13 protein-coding genes are annotated in these 17,844 nt (G+C 44.6%); 3 read left to right on the plus strand and 10 right to left on the minus strand.

Annotation, left to right across the window (positions count from 1 at the left end):
• The 7 genes from HMPREF9140_RS10675 to HMPREF9140_RS07470 form a co-directional block, all read right to left on the minus strand.
• On the minus strand, positions 1–212 hold a 212-nt coding region (locus HMPREF9140_RS10675; protein WP_006953038.1), incomplete at its 3' end, for a hypothetical protein.
• A gap of 26 nt (positions 213–238) precedes the next feature.
• Entirely contained in the window at positions 239–1,510 is a 1,272-nt protein-coding gene (locus HMPREF9140_RS07445) for a phospho-N-acetylmuramoyl-pentapeptide-transferase (RefSeq protein ID WP_006953039.1), read from the minus strand.
• A gap of 12 nt (positions 1,511–1,522) precedes the next feature.
• Positions 1,523–2,989, minus strand: coding sequence for a UDP-N-acetylmuramoyl-L-alanyl-D-glutamate--2,6-diaminopimelate ligase (locus HMPREF9140_RS07450; protein ID WP_006953040.1), 1,467 nt, complete (start codon positions 2,987–2,989; stop codon positions 1,523–1,525).
• Positions 2,990–3,052: 63 nt separating this feature from the next.
• Positions 3,053–5,206: a penicillin-binding protein gene (locus HMPREF9140_RS07455; protein ID WP_006953041.1), complete on the minus strand. Its 2,154-nt coding sequence runs from the start codon at positions 5,204–5,206 to the stop codon at positions 3,053–3,055.
• Positions 5,203–5,742: an FtsL-like putative cell division protein gene (locus HMPREF9140_RS07460; protein WP_006953042.1), complete on the minus strand. Its 540-nt coding sequence runs from the start codon at positions 5,740–5,742 to the stop codon at positions 5,203–5,205. Before HMPREF9140_RS07460 ends, HMPREF9140_RS07455 begins: the two co-directional genes overlap by 4 nt.
• Positions 5,739–6,677 carry a 16S rRNA (cytosine(1402)-N(4))-methyltransferase RsmH gene (rsmH, locus tag HMPREF9140_RS07465; RefSeq protein ID WP_025073411.1) on the minus strand — a complete coding sequence of 313 codons (939 nt, stop codon included), beginning with the start codon at positions 6,675–6,677 and terminating at the stop codon, positions 5,739–5,741. Before rsmH ends, HMPREF9140_RS07460 begins: the two co-directional genes overlap by 4 nt.
• Before the next feature lie 186 nt (positions 6,678–6,863).
• The gene (locus tag HMPREF9140_RS07470; RefSeq protein ID WP_006953044.1) at positions 6,864–8,525 is read right to left on the minus strand and encodes a putative transporter; all 1,662 of its coding nucleotides are present in this window, start codon (positions 8,523–8,525) and stop codon (positions 6,864–6,866) included.
• Between the two features lie 149 nt (positions 8,526–8,674).
• Between HMPREF9140_RS07470 and HMPREF9140_RS07475 the strand changes: the two genes are divergently transcribed.
• The 3 genes from HMPREF9140_RS07475 (at position 8,675) to rprY (ending at position 13,645) form a co-directional block, all read left to right on the plus strand.
• Positions 8,675–11,101, plus strand: a complete 2,427-nt coding sequence (locus tag HMPREF9140_RS07475) for a DNA-directed RNA polymerase subunit alpha C-terminal domain-containing protein (protein WP_262502420.1) — start codon at positions 8,675–8,677, stop codon at positions 11,099–11,101.
• A gap of 245 nt (positions 11,102–11,346) precedes the next feature.
• Positions 11,347–12,900 (plus strand): sensor histidine kinase, encoded by a 1,554-nt coding sequence (locus tag HMPREF9140_RS07480; protein WP_006953046.1) that lies wholly within the window; start codon positions 11,347–11,349, stop codon positions 12,898–12,900.
• A 34-nt stretch (positions 12,901–12,934) separates the two neighbouring features.
• Positions 12,935–13,645 carry a response regulator transcription factor RprY gene (gene rprY / locus HMPREF9140_RS07485; protein ID WP_006953047.1) on the plus strand — a complete coding sequence of 237 codons (711 nt, stop codon included), beginning with the start codon at positions 12,935–12,937 and terminating at the stop codon, positions 13,643–13,645.
• 782 nt (positions 13,646–14,427) lie between these two features.
• On the opposite strand, the gene HMPREF9140_RS07490 is transcribed toward rprY, so the two are convergent.
• The 3 genes from HMPREF9140_RS07490 to HMPREF9140_RS07500 form a co-directional block, all read right to left on the minus strand.
• The gene (locus HMPREF9140_RS07490; protein WP_006953048.1) at positions 14,428–15,411 is read right to left on the minus strand and encodes an Ig-like domain-containing protein; all 984 of its coding nucleotides are present in this window, start codon (positions 15,409–15,411) and stop codon (positions 14,428–14,430) included.
• 117 nt (positions 15,412–15,528) lie between these two features.
• Positions 15,529–15,906 carry a DUF805 domain-containing protein gene (locus tag HMPREF9140_RS07495; RefSeq protein WP_006953049.1) on the minus strand — a complete coding sequence of 126 codons (378 nt, stop codon included), beginning with the start codon at positions 15,904–15,906 and terminating at the stop codon, positions 15,529–15,531.
• Between the two features lie 397 nt (positions 15,907–16,303).
• On the minus strand, positions 16,304–17,776 hold the full coding sequence (locus tag HMPREF9140_RS07500; protein WP_006953050.1) for a hypothetical protein: 1,473 nt from the start codon (positions 17,774–17,776) through the stop codon (positions 16,304–16,306).
• Positions 17,777–17,844: the final 68 nt, after the last annotated feature.

Consider the following 17,844-nt stretch of genomic DNA (forward strand, 5'->3'; position numbering starts at 1 on the left):
TTTTGGCTCCAAAAGTTCCCGGAGGCCGAATAAAAAGTTTTTTTTCGACCAAAAAGTCCTCGGAGGTACGAAAAAAAATCTTTTTTGGCTCCAAAAGTTCCCGGAGGCCGAATAAAAAGTTTTTTTTCGACCAAAACGTCCTTGGAGGCCGAAAAAAATCTTTTTTGGCTCCAAAAGTTTCCGGAGGGCGAAAAAAAACTTTTTTTCATCATCTGCCTGATTGTTTCTTCGCGATTTGCTACCTGATTTTGAGGGTTATGATGGTGAGAGCTGCCAAGATTATCGTTATTATGAGGAAGCGTATCGTGATTTTACTTTCGTGAATTGCTTTGTGGGGTGTTTTGACGATGTAGTTGCATTCGGGGTCGAGCTGACTGTCTTGGGTGCGGAAGTTGTCGTGTATCGGGGTTCGTTTGAAGATGCGTTGTTTCTTCCCGTGGCGTTTGCCTGTTTTGTAGTACCACACTTGGAGGATGACGCTCAAACTTTCCACGAAGAAGATGCCGCACAGTATGGGTAGCAAAAGTTCTTTGTGGATTATGATTGCGCCTACGGCTATTATTCCGCCGATGGTTAGGCTGCCTGTGTCGCCCATGAATACTTGCGCGGGATAGGCGTTGTACCACATGAAGCCTATCAGGGCGCCGATAAATGCCATGAAGAATACTACGAGTTCTTCGGAGCCGGGAATGTACATTATGTTGAGGTAGGCGGCATATTGGATGTGACTGCTCACGTAGGCCAATATGCCCAGCGCGACGCCGATTATGGCTGAGTTGCCGGCGCACATGCCGTCCATCCCGTCGTTTAGATTTGCGCCGTTCGATACGGCTGTTACGACGATGATGGTCATGATGACGAACAGTATCCATCCGGCCGCGGTTTTGTATTTGCCCATAAAGCCCATGATGGCCGAATAGTCGAGGTTGTGGTTCTTTACGAAGGGTATGGTTGTTTTGAGGGTTTTTTCGGGCTCTTCTTTGTGCTTTATCACTACTTCTTTGCCGTGTTGATTCTCTACTTCGAGGTTCAGATTGGCCTTCACGTCGGGCGAGGCCCAGAGAACTATGCCTACAATGAGGCCTATGGTTATCTGACCGACGATTTTATACTTGCCCTTGAGGCCTTCCTTGTCGTGACGGAATATTTTTATGAAATCGTCCATCCCGCCCAGGAATCCAAGCCATATCGTGGTGGCAATCATTAGCAGAAGGTAGGTGTTACGCAGTCGGCCAAGCAAAATTATCGGCACCAGGAGTGCTACTATGATTATTATTCCGCCCATCGATGGCACGCCAATTTTTTTGACTCCGAATGGGTCTATCGAGGCGTCGCGCTGGGTTTCGGTTATTTGCTTCCGTTTTAAAAACTTGATGAACCTTTCGCCAAACCATGCCGAAATAATAAGGGCGAGAATCATGGCTACAATGGCGCGGAAACTGATGTAACCCCAAAGATGGGAACCGCTGATGCCGAATTGGTCGAGCCACCGGAAGATGTAGTATAACATAGGTTTCGGATTTTATGATTTTTGGTTTTCGCTGAATATTGAGCGCAGAATTTCGTGGTCGTCGAAGTGGTGCTTCACTCCGTTTATCTCTTGATATGTTTCGTGCCCTTTTCCGGCCACGAGCACCACGTCGCCTTTTTGTGCCATAAGGCATGCTGTGCGTATTGCCTCGCGTCGGTCGGTTATCGTGATGGTTTTCTTTCGTTTTTGTGCGTCCAGGCCTTTTAGCATGTCGTCGATGATTGCCTGTGGGTCTTCGTCGCGCGGATTGTCGCTCGTAAGAATCACTTTGTTGCTCATCCTGGCTGCTTCTTGGGCCATGAGTGGTCGTTTTCCCTTATCGCGATGCCCTCCGGCTCCGCAAACGGTTATCACGTTCCCTCCTTTTCCGTCGAGCACCTCGTGAATGGCTGCCAGCACATTTCTAAGAGCGTCGGGCGTATGCGCATAGTCAACAATTGCCGTAAATCCTTCGGGCGAGGCAATGGGCTCGAGCCTTCCGTTGACACTCTTGAGGGTACTTAGCGCAAGTAGCACATCATCGGTTTCTTTCCCCAGAAGAACGGCCGCAGCATATACGGCTAGCAAATTGCTCGCGTTGAACTTCCCAATAAACTGCACTCCCACTTCGTGACGGTCGATGTCGAGATACATTCCCTCGAAATGGCATTCAAGAATTCGAGCACGAAAATCGGCCATCCTGCTAAGCGAATATGTTTTCACAGCGGCTCGGGTGTTCTGCATCATGAACATTCCGTTTTTATCGTCGACATTCGTGAGCGCGAAGGCGCTTTTCGGCAGTTCGTCGAAGAACATCTTCTTTGCGTCTCGATAATTCTCGAAAGTTTTGTGATAATCCAGATGGTCGCGACTAAGATTAGTAAATATTCCGCCTGCAAAAGCAAGCCCGCCTATTCTACGCTGGTGAATCGCATGGCTCGAGCATTCCATGAACGCATATTCGCATCCACTGTCAACCATCTCGGCCAGGAGCTTGTTTAATTCAATCGGGTCGGGCGTCGTGTGGTCGGCAGGTAGCTCCCGACCGTCGATATAGTTGCAAACGGTCGAAATGAGTCCGGTTTTGTACCCGAACTTTCGGAACATGTCGTAGAGCAACGTAGCAATGGTTGTTTTGCCGTTCGTACCCGTTACGCCCACCAATTTTAGATTTCGCGAAGGCTCGCCATAAAATAGAGTTGCAATTTTTCCGACTGCGGCCTCAGTCGATGCCATTTGAACGTACACAATATCTTTTGAAACGTTCTCAGGCATTTCTTCTACCAAAACTGCGACTGCTCCCTGTTCTATAGCTTTGTCGAGAAAGCGATGCCCGTCGGTTAGCGTTCCTTTTATAGCCACGAACATATTTCCGGCAGTCACTTTTCGACTATCTATTTCGATACCTGTAATTTCAACGTCAACGCTGCCCTGGATGGCAATCGGCTTGACGTTCCTGAGTAATTCGTTTAGTCTCATACGTTGTTTCTTCACCTTTTATATATACATCATTTCACGAGCCCGGTGTGTCTCTCGCCTGATTCATCCCAGCTTGAGCGTACACACCATTCCTTTCTTTATTCTTGTTCCGGCGCCTATACTTTGCTCGAGCACCATGCCACGACCTAAGATTCTTGTTTTAAGTCCGCGTTTCTCCATTATATAAACTGCATCGCGAGCTCCCATTCCATGGACGTCGGGAACAAGATGTGAATTGCTAGGCTTTTCCTGTCGAAGTGTAATCGAGCGTCTGTTGCTCACAACCGTCCCCCAAATGGGCTCGCCGAACGGATAGACACCACCCCAACCGCCGTTTACGTTTATTCCTAAAGCATTCAGAACGTAATCGGCTGCCAGAAGATTACCTTTTTTAGCCGACGGAATCAAGACAGATCCCGGTGTTCGCGAGTCTTTCACATCTAGCTTCAAACTTTGCGCCATTATTCCTTCTGCAATGTCGCGAAAAACCGGACCGCACATTCCTCCGCCCGAAGCCGGTAATCCACTTTTCTGAATGCAAACAATGCAGCTATATTTCGGTTCATCGGCTGGAAAATACCCTGCAAAGCTAAGCAAATAGTTCGTTTCGCCTGATTTATAGCCCAGAGTACCCTTCGACATCTGTGCTGTTCCGGTTTTGCCGGCTACAGGGAATTTTTCTGAGCCGGCATTCTTACCCAATCCTTCCGATACTACTTCCTGCAGAATGCGCTGAATGGCGGCGATTGTTTTCTCCTTTGCAATTTGTTCTTTCACAACTTGCGGCTTGTTATCGAGCAGAATTTCATTGCCTTTCACTATTTGCTTCACAAAACGTGGGCGCATCATTTTACCGTTGTTTGCAATCGCGTTGTAGAATGCCAAAACCGATATGGGCGGAATCTGCGTTTCATAGCCTATGCTCATCCAAGGCAAAGCCGTGGCGCTCCAGTTTACATACTGTCCGTGACTGTTTTTACGTGGCATACGAATCTTTGCGGGAGCATAACCTACAATTGGAATCTTGAAATCAGTTGCCAGTCCTAAGTCGTAGATTCCTTGTACGAAATCCTCTGGGTTTTTATGATAAAATTTATCGATAAGCCGACTCACTCCGATATTCGAACTATATTTCAACGTCCATGGCAACATCAAATTTCCGTAGCCTCCACGATTCCAGTTGTGGTCACGCATCTGCCGTCCATACATATCCCAAATTCCATTTCCGGTGGCTATGGTGTAGGTTGTATCAACAAATTCGTCGTCAAGAATCGTCATCAGTGAGGCTGTTTTAAAAACCGAACCCGGCTCTAAGAGGTCGCTCACTGCATGGTTCTTAACTTCGCGATAAACCCCATCGCTGCCTCGATCTAGATTCACTATTGCTTTCACATCACCAGTCGAGGCTTCCATTACCACGGCGACGCCAACTTTACCGTTGATTTCCTTTAATTCTTTTATGAGCGCACGCTCTGCAAGGTCTTGCATGCCCACGTCGATTGTGGTTATGATGTCGGCGCCATCAACAGGCGGGGTGTCGACTATGTTTAGATATTTATTCCGCACTTTCCGTCGGTGGATTATTCCGTTCGTTCCGCGAAGAATCTTGTCGTAGGAAAGTTCCAGTCCACAACGCGCCGTGTCTTTCGCTCCGAACATGTCGCCCACAGTTCGTTGAGCTAACGACCCGAACGGCCGACGGCGTGCGTTAAATTCATCCCAATGAAAGCCACTTCGATATTTCGACAGATGGAAAACTGGCAACGACTGTACTTCCTTGAAAGTATTGTAGTCTATCCTGCCTTGCCAAATCGGCCAATGCCTACTTTCTTGTCGGAATCCGACCATGAGGTCTTTCTTGAACCGCGATGCCTTTCTCTCTGGAAATATTTTGTTGAGTCCCTTAGTGATGATATCCAGACTATCAATGAAAGCAGTGTCGTTACCGGCCTCTTTCATAGCATTGAAGTCCAGATATATCTTGAACTCGGGCAGCGAACTGGCCATAAGTTCACCATTGCAGCTCAAAATATTTCCTCGCACTGGTGTTACTGGTACATTGTCTTTCTTTTGCTGTGCAGCAACCTCCATCCAGTATGTTCTGCCGGCCGTCATTATGTAGAGTGCCTTTCCCACCACTAAAATAGCCGTCAACAACATAAGGAACACCAGAACGTTGTAACGCGGAATTATTTTCTTGTTGTTGAACTTGCTCATTTCTTTTCCGGAACGTTTATGATGTAGGGCGGACGATCGGCTATTTTGAGAACACTGTCTTTGTTTGTTTTCAACATTTCGAGGATATGACTCTCACGCGTTTTTTCAGTTAACTGACTACTACTTGATAGCGCCCGATATTTAGCATCCTTAAGTTCGATATTTAATTTATCTATCTCGATCAAATCTTTCTGAACACTGTAGCGATTAGATATATAGATAATCATGAAGACCACAATCAGCAAAATGAGCCAGATATTATTCCTCACTAGTTGGCCCGACAGGATATCGCCTCCCAGAATTTTTCTTAGCGTGAAGCCGGTTGAGAGCGGTTGTTCATCTTCGCGAGCCTGCTCCTCAATCGCCGTTTTCAATGTTTCAACTTTACTGAGACTGGGCTCTTCTTTTTCTTCGGGTGTGGGAGCCAAATCATCGGGAGATTCAACAGGTGTTCCATCCAAAAGTTCGCTTTGCTCGTCGATGTCGAGCACAACTTCCCCTCGAACTATTTCGTTATTTTCCTTATTATCGTTCATTTTGCTTTCTTCTCTGCGATTCTAAGTTTCGCGCTCCGGCTTCGCGGATTCTCATTCTGCTCGCTGTCTGTTGGAACAATAACCTTATTGTTAACCAAGCGGAGGGGAGATTCTATCCGCCCATAGAGATCCTGCTTAACCTTGCCTTCGATGTTTCCTGTTTTCATGATGTTCTTCACCATCCTGTCTTCTAAGGAATGGTATGTAATAACCGACAGTCGACCGCCTGGAGCCAACAACTCGACAGATGCTCTAAGCAGCTCGCACAAAGCCTGCATTTCGTTGTTCACCTCAATGCGTAAGGCCTGAAAGAGTCTCGCCATATCCTTCTTGGCCCGTTCTGTTTTGAAAAACTGTTCAACCAGGTCCTTCAAATCTCCGCTCGTACGGATACTTCGCCGCGTTCTGCTACTCACGATTGCCGCGGCTATGCGTTTGGCGTTCCGCAGTTCGCCGTAGACGTAGAACATATCAGCCAGCGCTTCCTCATCGTAAGTGTTAAGCACGTCAGCCGCCGTTCTGCCTGCTCTGTTATTCATTCGCATATCCAACGGCGCGTCGTTGAAACGAAAAGAGAATCCTCTTGTTTTGTCGTCGAAATGATGACTGCTTACACCAAGGTCGGCCAGTAATCCATCTATGTGCTCTATACCGTAATACATCATCCAATTTTTCAGATACCTAAAGTTTGAGCATACGAATGTGAACTCTTCTGCCGATTCATTCTCCAATTTCGGGATGTTAGCCTCGGTGTCGGCATCCTGGTCGAATCCAAAAAGTCGCCCATTCCCATTGAGTCGTGCAAGGATTTCTTTTGAATGACCGCCTCCTCCAAAGGTTGCGTCCACATAAATACCCCCCGGTTTGATGTTGAGTCCGTCGACGCTTTCATTCAGCATTACGGGTGTGTGATAAGATTCGGCGGTTGAGACCATCTTCTCTTGGATATCGATTACGGATTTTGATTTTTCTTGGAAATGCATGTGTGAGTTACGTCTTTGCGGCTTCAAAGTTAAGTAGATGTTCACAATTAATGCCTATAGGTTTATCCCAAGTATGTTGCTCTATTCGATGCTGGGAGTATCTCGAGGCCCGTCGAGCGACTCAATTCGATGACAGGATTATACAAAGAACATAACGAGGATTTGCGCGATGATGACACGCACGAACATGCCGAGAGGATAAACAGTGGCATAGCTGATGTTGGACGTTTCATCTTTCATAGTATCGTTGGCATATCCTAGAGCCATCGGATTAGCCATCGAACCACAAAGGATTCCACAGATAGTGCCGAAATCATATTTCTTGGTTCGAAGCGCTATTATTCCAATAATAATCACAGGAACGATAGTTAGAATGAAGCCGAGTCCTATCCACAACAAACCTTCGGGACGCACAACCGTGGCCAGGAAATCTTTACCGGCATCGAGCCCCAAACAGCCAAGATATAGCGAAAGACCGAGCTTTCGAAGCATCAGCGAAGCGCTACGGGTTGTGTACGAAATAATTTGCAGATGCGGACCGAAAGCGCCAACCAAAATACCCATGATTATAGGTCCGCCCGCAATACCAAGTCGTATGGGCGAATCCATTCCGGGGAGTGAAATTGGAATGGTTCCCAGAGCAAGTCCGAGGAGCATTCCCAAGAAGATACTGGCAATGTTAGGTTCTTTTAGGGTTTTCACGGAGTTGCCGAGGAAATTTTCGGCATGGTCAAGGTCGGCCGGTCGACCAACTATAGTGAGCTGATCGCCGTAGCAAAGTATAAGTTTTTCGGTCGCGAGGAGTTTTATATCGCCTCGAAGAACGCGGCTCACATTCACTCCGTAGGCATCACGAAGATGAAGCTGTCCGAGCCGTTTACCATTGAGCATGGGTTGTGATATGACTACTATTCGGCTTTCGATATTAGAGTCGATATGGTTCCAGTCTATTTGATCCCTATTCCAATCACGTTTCACCTTTTGCCCAAAAAGAATTTCCATTCCTTGTACCTCGTCCTTATTGGTCACGACAAGCAGATTGTCGCCTCTTTTGAGTTGAGTGCCGCCTTTGGGTAGGATAACCTCTCCGCCTCTCCATATTCGAGAAATGATGAACTTCATGTGGGTACCTTGGGCTATTTCAAGGATTGTTTTCCCAACCAAGGCGGGGTTGATTACAAGAAATTGTCCCACATAAGTTTGGTCGTCGTCGTCCTTATGCCGCACTTTGAGGTCACTCTCCTTCACAAAACATTTCCTGATGAAAATCATTGCGAAAATAACCCCCACAACGCCTAGCGGATAGGTAACGGCCGTTGCCAAAGCAGCCCCGGCTCCGCTTATTCCGACATGTTCGAGAGCCGACTGTGCAGCACCCAGTGCGGGAGTATTTGTTGTAGCTCCACAAAGGATTCCCACCATATCCGACATCGGAACTCCCAGAACGTAAGTCATCCCCACAGTCATCAACGTACCCAGAAGAATCACCCACATAGCCCACATATTGAGCCATGTTCCTTCGTTACGAAACGAACCAAAGAAATTAGGGCCAACATGTAATCCTAGGGTGTAGACAAACAGCACTAGGCCGAAGTTCTCACAGTACATGAGCATCTGCCTGTCAATCTGCAATCCGAAATTACCCACGGCTATTCCGAAGAAAAACACAAAGGCAACACCCAGAGAGATTCCGCCGAAACGAATCTTTCCCAATAATAATCCGACAGAGCATATCAGTGATATGACAACCATTGCCTGCAACGCAGAAGGAATGTTGAACAAGCCGTTTATCCAATCCATAAACTAACAATCTTTTTGATTTTGCAAAGATAAGGCAACGCCCTAGATTTTGTTAACCTACTTATAAATAATATCTTTGCATCGAAAGGATTTGAAAATTCAGTCACATTCAGTAACATTTGGACTATATAATTATTAACGGAATGCTCATGACTATTAATTTAAACACCAGGATTTCAGAACTGTTGCACACTGGAATAATCTCCGTTCGAACCTACAATTGCTTGTACTCAAAGAATATGAACACACTCGAAGATGTTTTAGAAAGCATTGACAATCCAATCGATTTACTTAAAATAAGAGGTTTCGGGAAAAAATCGTATTCCGAGATGCTTAATGTGATTAACAACGTCCAAGAAGAACTTACCAACCTCAAGCACACAGACAAGGAAGCTTTTCTCAACTCGCTGGGCGAAGAAATGAAAAACATAATCACCAAAGCCTACAACGACACGCTTGCTGGCAACGACTGCATATACTCCTATCTGAGAACACTCTATCCGCAGCCCATAAACCTACACGAATTCGTGATGACTAATTCGGAACGCTTGCTTGACATCGCCGATGGCTATACACTCGAAGAAAATCTCAGAATAAGATACGCCTACAGAAACTACATCTATGATGTGAAAAGAGGTATGGAGCAAGTTCAAAAGACAAACCGAAAAACTTACAGAATCTACAAACAACGCCTACAGCTCATGGAAAAGAAAATGAGCGAATTTAGCTACGAACAAAGAGCTATGCATTTCTTGTCGCCCACGGCATCGCAATATGTGGAAAAAGTTTATCAAAACATGTGTGAATCGAAGATGAACATCAGAACGAAGAACTTCAAAAATACATTCCTACCACACTTCCTTGACCTACTTAAATATGCCGATAAACCATTGGAAACCTACAGGGAAATCTGCCCTAGACAGAAAATGAAGAAGACACTTACTGAGGTATTCCGATTCAACCAAGAGTTCAGAGAATTTTTCGACAACGTGTTCTCGTTCACAGATGAAGAAATACGCGAAGAATCCATAAAGAATTCCTACCCCTATCTGAAAACTGCCCAATATCACACAGTGTTCGATTACATGCGAAAACACAACTCTCTCCCGCTGTTCTACATAATGCTACAAGGACTGCGTTCGTCGGAAATGCGGTCAGATCAAATCTACAGTATGCTCCACGGCATTTCAGGTAGATTCTGGACACTACATGAAATCGCCAACAAAGTGGGACTAACAGTTGAAAGAGTTCGACAAATTTCCATGGGGACAATCAATATACAAACAACCGAAATTGCATCAAACGAAGATTGGAAACAATACGCTAATCTCTTCGAACATGCCTATATCTGCCCACAAACCGAAGAATATATAAAGGTCAACGAAGAAGAAAAGCTCGACATCAGCTTCAACACATTCGCCTATATCCTGGCCTTGGTAGGCGACTTCCGAGTCGAAGAAGTCGACAAGCACGCTGTGCTAATTAACAAAAACAAACTCGGAGAATTTAAATTCAAAGACTGCATCGATACTCTACAAAGTTTTGTCAACACCAAATACTCCAAGGATAAATACATCCCTATAGACAACGTGCTCTTCACTGTTCCCGAAGACAAGCGCGAACAAGTCCGGGGCCTCATAGAATACATAGCCGCTGAAATCTACAACGTGGAAACAACTCCCGACAAACAACTCTTCATCCCCCAGAACTATATCGACACCCCACAGGAGGTTTACGAGATTCTGACAAAACACGGAAAACCGATGCACGTCAAAGACATCTTCCGCGAGTTCAAAGCAAAATATCCCAACCATAAATACAAAGAAGCACTACAAATAAAACCCTCACTCTATGCAAACGAACATATCAAAGCCGTAGGCAAAAGTTCGAAATACGCACTCGACACATGGGAAGGAGTCTATTTCGGAAGCATACGTGACCTTCTCGTCGACCTGCTCAGTAAATCAGACGAACCACTACACATCGACACCCTTTTTAAAGAAGTAGTCAAACATTATCCGGAAACAAACAAGTCGAGCGTCTTCTCAACAATGTTCGATATCAACAGGCAGCGTTTCGTAGCATTCGAAAGAGGATATTTCGGACTGTCGTCTAAAAAGTATTCCGACAAATACAAGAAAACCAACGGCTCACGACGTAGCAAATTCGAAGACCGATTGAATGCACTCATCCAATTCGTTGAAGAAAACCGACGCTTCCCTACCTACAACGGTAGCAACGAAGAAGCATCACTCCAGAGATGGACCTACAACATCAGGAATAACATTATTGAAATAGACGAAAAACGACGTCAAATCTTTAACGCTACCATAGAGCGATTCGAAAAGCTAGGCTATCCCAGAACGATGCAAGAATATGAGTTCCAAACCAAATGCAAAGAAGTTGAAACCTATATTGTGAATCATCACAATCTGCCTAACCACAAAAATACCCCGAAGCTATACACTTGGTTTCACCGCTCCTACGCCAACCACAAAAACTTCACCGACAAACGCCGTCGCTACATGGAAGAGCTCATCGCCTACATCTCTTCCGTTGGTCTCAACCTGGATTAACTTCATACTATTTCTGTAATTTTCGCCCATGCGGTAGGCATGGGCGAAAATTATATTCAAAATGAGCCTCCAACTTAAATACGCCCCATCTTAAATTACAATAACGCAACTAAATTTCCAGAATCTTGTTAACAGAAATAAATCAGAGCGATTATATTAACCACAAGATGTTAATGGATTAATGAATAACTATCTTTGCCCGCGTTGCATGGCAAGAGTTTATTCTTGCCAACGAGAAAAACATAATGAAGAAGAAAACGATTTGGACAATAGCCGTGATTATGGGCGTTTCGTTTCTCGGACTACTCTTATTGCAATTAAACTACATAGAAGAGATGGCCGACATGAAGCGCGAACAGTTCGACGAGTCGGTTAATCGTGCATTATATCAGGCATCGCGAAATCTCGAACTGAATGAAACACTTCGTTTTCTCGAAGACGATGTTAATCGCAACGAACTCAAAACCGAACAGCATGTCCAGCCTGTAAAGAAAACTGTTACACAGGTACACCAGCCTTTGGGAACAAACTCGCAGGGCGAAGCCTACACCTCGTTTGAATCGAAGATGGTTCAGAGCAATCCGTCGCTCACGCCGAAAGCAATGATATTGCGGAACGACAGCAGTTCGCTATCGTCCACCCGGCGGAGGATGCAAGAAATTGTTCGTAACCGATACGTCTATCAAAAGGCATTGCTCGAAGAGGTAGTTTATAATATGCTCTATTCGGCTTCGGAACGCCCCCTGTCGCAGCGCGTTAACTTCAAGTTACTCGACCAGGATTTGAAGGCCGAAATGATGAACAACGGAATCAACATTCCATATCACTTTTCAGTATGCACGCAAGATGGACGCGAAATCTACAGATGCCCAGACTATGTTGAAAACGGTGAAGAAATATATTCGCAGGTGCTTTTCAGAAACGACCCGCCAAATAGAATGGGAGTAGTTAAAGTTCACTTCCCGAACATGAACAGTTACATCTTTTCGAGTATAAGATTCATGATTCCCTCGATGATTTTCACGATAGTTCTGTTGGTAACGTTCATCTTCACGATTGTCACCATTTTCAGACAGAAGCGATACAGCGAAATCAAAAACGACTTCATCAACAACATGACTCACGAACTCAAAACCCCAATCGCAAGCATATCGCTGGCCGCACAAATGATGAACGACAAAACCCTAACCAAATCGCCCAAAATGATTGAACATCTCGGCGGAGTGGTGAACGACGAAACCAAACGGCTCAGATTTCTCGTTGAAAAAGTGCTCCAGATGAGCATGTACGACCGTAAGAAATCGGTGCTCAAAATGAAATTCGTAGACCTCAACGAAATGGTAGAAAATATAGCCAACTCGTTCACACTCCGAGTAGAACACACCGGCGGAAAAGTGCACACCGACATCCGAGCTCAAGAATCGGCCGTATATATTGACGAGATGCACTTCCAAAACATCATATTCAATCTACTCGACAACGCTGTGAAATATGCCAAGCCCGATAAACCGCTCGACGTCTATCTTAAAACATGGAACAACAACGAGCACCTCTACCTCTCAGTGCGCGACACCGGAAGAGGAATAAAACGAGAGAATCTCAGAAAAATATTCGACAAGTTCTATCGCGTCCACACCGGAAACATTCACGATGTGAAAGGATTCGGACTCGGTCTGGCTTACGTCAAAAGAATGATTGACCTACATGGAGGAGAAATCAAAGTGGACAGCGAATACGGACAAGGAACGAAATTCACCATTATTCTACCCGTACACCGGGAGAACGATGACGAACTATAGAACACAAAAATCATAAACCAAAAAAATTCTGATTATGGAAGAAAAATTTAAAATCCTACTGTGCGAAGACGATGAAAATCTCGGAACACTTCTCAGCGAGTATCTACAAGCAAAAGGCTACTCGCCCGACCTCTGCCCCGACGGCGAAGCAGGCTACAAAGCCTTCATGAAAAACAAGTATGACATCTGCGTACTCGACGTGATGATGCCCAAAAAAGACGGATTCACACTCGCCCAAGACATCAGACAAAACAACACCGACGTGCCAATCATCTTCCTAACCGCAAAACAGCTCAAGGAAGATATCCTCGCAGGATTCAAAATCGGAGCCGACGACTACATCACAAAACCCTTCTCGATGGAAGAACTCGTTTTCCGCATTGAAGCCATCCTACGTCGCGTGCACGGAAAAAGAAGTAAAGAATCGACCCTCTACAAAATCGGCCGATTCACTTTCGACACACAGAAACAGTTGCTCACACTCGACAATAAATCCGACCAAGCAACCAAACTCACAACAAAAGAAAACGAACTGCTCGCCTTGCTGTGCGCTCACTCGAACGAAATTCTGCAACGCGACTATGCATTGAAAACCATCTGGATAGACGATAACTATTTCAACGCCCGTTCGATGGATGTCTACATCACCAAGCTGCGTAAACATCTCAAACCCGACGAGCAAATAGAAATCATCAACATCCACGGTAAAGGCTACAAACTCATTGTGCCCGAGGAAGACAATTAATCTCCTTCCTCACACTTCACGCAAAGTTTCTACACTGATTCAAGCCGTCTGTAACTCGATTTCTGAGTACGGACGGCTTTTATTTGCCACGATATGAGTGTATTCTAATGTGCGAAAATCATCAAATAGCTATCATCAATTCCAGGTATTATATTTCTTATTATAATTACATCATATAGAATATAATACATTAAATTTCTATATAGAAATAAATCACACGCAAGTTCGGGAATTGTATTTCTATATGGAAATACATCATCCGAAATAGCGTATATAGTATTTTCTTATATAAATATATCTGCCGATAATTCGTGTATTCTATTTCCATATGGAAATAGAATACACGCAAATCCGTATGTAGTATTTATTTACGGAAATACAATTGCCGAAGTTTCGGCAATTGTATTTCCAGATAAAAATATATATTACTATATAATATCTTGTGTGTTTTTATATAAAAACAGATGTTATGCAGCTATCTCTAACATCACGCCTTTCTTTATCTCGAAGGATACTCATGTAGACACGATGATGTGAGTTCGTTTTAAGACAGCTACCGAACTCACGTAATTATTACGATGCTTCTCTTGAGTAGAAATACTGGTTAATCGGACTATGATGGGGGCAAAGAGAGAGAGATTCGAGATTAGTGGTCGGGACATAAAAATCCCCCTCTTCTCATCCTAATCAAATAGGGAACGAGAAGAGGGGAATTAATTGTGTTTTCATTCGCCCTCCTTATACCGAGATTTCAACAAAAGGAGAGGGGGGCGAAAAGATAATTATTTCAAGCCTTTGTATGCCGGATAGTCTTCAGTCAGTGGGTCGCCTGCAAAAATAAAGCCGCCACAACCATGAACCATATAATATTCTTGACTAGAACGCTTATACACTGTAACCTCTCGAGTTGGAATGTCGTTTATTCTCGAACCAGAAGTATATACAGATATTTCTATCAAAACTGTATTATATTTTTCATAGCGACTGTATGGATTTGCCGAAGCTTTCATGCTTACAACATAAGGATGACTGGGATTATAACCGTTGCTCCTTTCAGAACCTTCAAGGAATGTTGCAACTTGATATGGACGAGCAAGATCTTGATATTTTCCATATATTCTCTTTAATCCATCTGTTATATCACGATGGTAACTCTGATCGGTTACTAGCTTGACGCATTCCATGCCAATAGCGGGATTACGATGATACATCTCGAATGCCATCAATTCTAGGGCAACAACACCTTCTGGAGTTTTTCCAATTTTTTCGCGTACTTCCTTGAATTCTTTTACCGAAACAGGGAATCTGTTGAACTGAACCTTTGCTGTAGCATTTCTGTCATAGGTTTTAGGGTCAAAACCGCCAATCACCTTCGGGTCTATTGGCTCGAGCTCAACTTTTTTACCGGAAACGGTTATTTTGCATGTGGCGCTAGCTTTCTTACTAGATGCTGTTATGTTTGCCGTACCTTTCGATATAGCCGTAACAAAACCATCGCTGCTCACTGATGCAACTTTAGGATTGCTACTCTTCCATTCCACCTTTTTGATTTTTGTTTCAGCCGGAAGAATTGCTTGAAGCTGGAAAGTTCCATTAATGTCCATATCCAGTCGGGTTTGATTCAGCTCCACCGAAGTTGCATCGCCTTTTTCGCCGCCACCGTTGGGAAAGTCTTCTCCTTTTTCACTCTTGTCACATCCAGCTAGGGTCATTGCTCCTGCTAGGGTTGCAATAGCCATCAGGCTAAGAAAAAATTTCTTTTTCATTGTTTTCTCGTGTTTTAAAAAGTTGTTTGAATTGTGTTTGTTTTTTTATTGATCCCGCCCGGTGTCTTGAGATGGGCACCGGGCGGAGCGTTTGTTTTGTGATTGTTGAAAGAATGGTTATGCTTTCGTTACTTCTTGGTCGTCGAAACGGTTCTTATTCGTTTCGCCAGCTTGAACGGTGAGGATGAAATACCACAGGCCACCAATGAATGGTACCAGAGTGATGAAAAGCCAGCCACCGCCTTTGCCAAGGTCGTGCATACGACGAACATTAACAGCCAATGTGGGAAGCAACAGTCCGAGAGCTACAATACCATAGAGGATGAAGCCGACCATACTCATGCTTTGAGGAAGGAAACTAATGATGATTCCTACAATTCCATAGATAATGGCCATTACGAGGATGTACTGCCAATATTCTGCACGGCTTGCGCGACCTTTGAATTGAGCATACTTCTTTGTTACAATCTCTGTGAAATTACCAATGATGTTCATGATGTTTTGGATTTAAAAAATGAATGTTTATGTTGTTTTAAAAAAATGTTTTGCAGGGGAGAGGGGGTTCTTGGAATGATTTCTCTAGGGGATGGTTACTATGTGGAGAGCGTTATGGTGCTCTACCTGTGGGCCGGCTTTGCTCGGAAAGCTTAACGGGCAATTGGGGGTGGCGTAAATGAGTCTTATTCATTGTTTCTCGGTTTTCAGCTATTCCTCTGACTTCGTTTTCTAGTATTGTGAAGAGTGGAATGCCCTTTGAAATTCGGGATAAAGTTATGAAAATATTTCTAATTGCCCGATTATCCGAGATATGCAACGTCCCTCACCGGTTCAATACTTTGCAGAATAAACTGGTGAGGGAATTTCTATACTAACCAATCTGGACTGGTGTTACTCATTTCACATAGACGGTTTGCGTACCGATACCTTTATAGCGTAAAGAACCGTATTTGCCGGCGCCCATATAGTCTTGGCAGAAGCTGTAGTCGTGGGCTTCGAGCTTGCCTTTTTTGTTACGATAAACAGCCCAGGCCATCACAGAGCGGTCTTTAAGAGAGTGGACCGTCCATGAATCGCTGATTACAACAACGCGAATCACGTCGGGATCCTTTTGCTTCATTATTTTAAGAATCTGGGCGTTGAGCTGCTTATTCATTGCACCGGGCTTGAGAGTCATGGTTGGAGGCTCGGGTTCAACCTGAGCATCATCTATAATCTTCCTGCTCTCTTCGGTGTTGTTGTAGCGGGCGTAGAGCATTGTTTGCTGATTGAACTTCGAGGCGTTGGCCGAGAAATCTTTGTGTTCTTTCAGAATCTGATTATACAACTCGTTGGCGGCGAACATGTATAGCGCTTTGCGGTAAGGCGTGGGGTCGGATTCCACCTTTTGATATAATGTCAACACGCATCGGGCAATAAGCTCTATGTCTACATACTGTCGTGCCATGTGCTTCATAACCCCTTCGCGTTCTTTGGCCGAGAATCGCTCGTATGGAAACATCCAGCCTTTTGTTGCATCGGCTATGCCGGTGTTGGTTGTAACCTCGTATTCTTTAACCATTGTTAGCCACCTGTTATCGTTAACCATTAACATGGCCAGATTCCACACAGAATGCCAGCTGTTGGGGTCGGCAAAGAATAGTGCGGCCCAGGCGTAACGGAATTCTGCGTCGTCCATTTGCATGGCGAGTTTTTGTCCGTCTTCCGAAATGAGTTCTTTAGATTCTTCGTCTACTCCATAGCCCCAAAGCTGTATATTACTAATAGTTCTAACCAAGCCTGTTGACGATGTAAAGCAATTCTTCATTAGAGTAGAGAAGGCCACATCGCTTTGATTGATGCGCTTTTGCCCCAAAGCATATACCACCGGGTATTTGTAGTAGGGCTGAAGCGGAAAGAGGCTCGGCTCAAGATGTTCGAATGTGGCGTATAGTTCCTTGTACGACTTGGTGAAACCTTCGGGCACCTCGTCGCTGTTGGCGAACTGATTGGAAGCCAGAGCTTCTTTCGATGGCTTGAACTTCTTTTTGTAGATGAGCATGAAGTCGGCATCGTCTTCGTCTATGGGACTGCTTGAAGAGCTACTCTCCACTACGTTTACGCCGGTTTTCTTGGCTACTTTTTTACTAGCCTTTTTAACGGCTTTACTAGCTTCTTTCTCTACGTGCTGCTCGGCTTTATCAATTGCGTTGTCAACAGCTCGTTCAGCGGCTCTTTCTGCTCTGTCTTTCACTCCTTGTTCAATTTTTTTCTGAACGCTATTCTTGGCCTTGTTGAGCAGGTTGCCGAACTGCGCATCGGCTGGCGATGTAATTGCGAATGTTAGTACGATTGCTACCAACAATGCGATGATTTTATTTGCTTTCATCTTAATTGTGTTTAGTTATATTCTTTCTATTGTTATGAGATTGGAACACTTTCTTATTGTAGTCTTTT

Origin of the sequence: Prevotella micans F0438 (genome assembly GCF_000243035.1) — a bacterium.
Lineage (GTDB): Bacteria > Bacteroidota > Bacteroidia > Bacteroidales > Bacteroidaceae > Prevotella > Prevotella micans.